The organism is Mesorhizobium sp. FG116, assembly GCF_057809835.1.
The window spans coordinates 1-1,125 of sequence record NZ_JBMDKS010000121.1; the positions used below are offsets into that span (position 1 = coordinate 1).

At 60.5% G+C, this 1,125-nt stretch carries 1 protein-coding gene; it reads left to right on the plus strand.

Features of this window, described 5'->3' with window-relative positions; translation table 11 throughout:
- Positions 1–70: 70 nt before the first annotated feature.
- Complete coding sequence (locus tag ACODTY_RS24040; RefSeq protein WP_488996689.1) at positions 71–1,072, plus strand: IS30 family transposase; 1,002 nt, start codon at positions 71–73, stop codon at positions 1,070–1,072.
- Positions 1,073–1,125 lie beyond the last annotated feature (53 nt).

The window sequence follows — 1,125 nt, forward strand, 5'->3', positions numbered from 1 at the left end:
GGGTGCGTTCTATTTTGAACTGCGACTTCGCAGCGATACCAATGGCTTGTCGTATGCAATGGAACCGTAGATGAAACGCACCTACTCCCAGATCGATTTGGATGAACGCCGCAAGATCGAGCGCTGGCGCCAGGCGGGCGTCAGTGTCGATGCGATTGCCGAGAAGCTTGGCCGCCATCGCTCGACGATTTTCCGCGAGATCGCGCGCAACAAGTTCGAGGATCGGGAGATGCCGGATCTGGCCGGCTATTTCTGCGTGGCGGCCAACAATCGGTCCAAGGAGCGCCGCAGCCGTTATCGCAAACTGGTTCGGCATCCGAAGCTTCGCGCATCAATCATTGAGCGCATCAAGCATGGTTGGTCGCCAGAGCAGATCGCCGGTCGACTGGCTTATGAACGTAGCAGCGTCCGCGTCTGCCACGAGACGATCTATCGCTTCGCCTATTCGGCCGACGGCCAGGAGCTGAAGCTGTGGCGCTATCTTCCGGAGAGTCGCGCCCGACGCCGGCCGAGGCACGTCAGGCGGCGTCATGGCCGTCGATTCAGCCCGGAACTGAGCATTTTGCATCGTCCGGACATTGTTCGGGACAGAAAGCAGCTCGGGCACTGGGAATGCGACCTGATCCAGTTCCGCAAGAAATTCGGCAAGGCGAACGTCACCTCGCTGGTCGAGCGGGTGAGCCGCTTCACGGTCTTGCTGCGCAACAACGACCGGCAGTCGCGCGCGATCATGGACAGCTTGATAGACATGCTTAGTCCCCTTCCCCATTCTGCCCGTCGCTCCATCACCTTCGACCGCGGGACCGAGTTCACGGACTGGCCCTACCTGCAAGCCGGCCTCGGCGTTCAGACCTGGTTCTGCGACCCGCAGGCGCCATGGCAGAAAGGTACAGTGGAAAACACCAATCGCCGCGCCCGCAAATGGCTTTCGAGAGACACCGATCCATTGTCGATCAAGCATCGGGACCTGCACCAGGTGTGCGCCCATCTCAACTCGACGCCGCGCAAATGTCTGGGCTTCAAAACGCCGGCCGAAGTGTTCCGGCAGAAAATATTGGCGGCCGTCCGGTGATCGCGTTAGCTTCGCCAGGCTGCCGGTCGCACTTCAGCGAGAACTCACAGCGC

Coding starts and splice junctions, on each gene's coding strand:
- ACODTY_RS24040 (WP_488996689.1), top strand. CDS start 71: ATGAAACGCACCTACTCCCAGATCGATTTGGATGAACGCCGCAAGATC.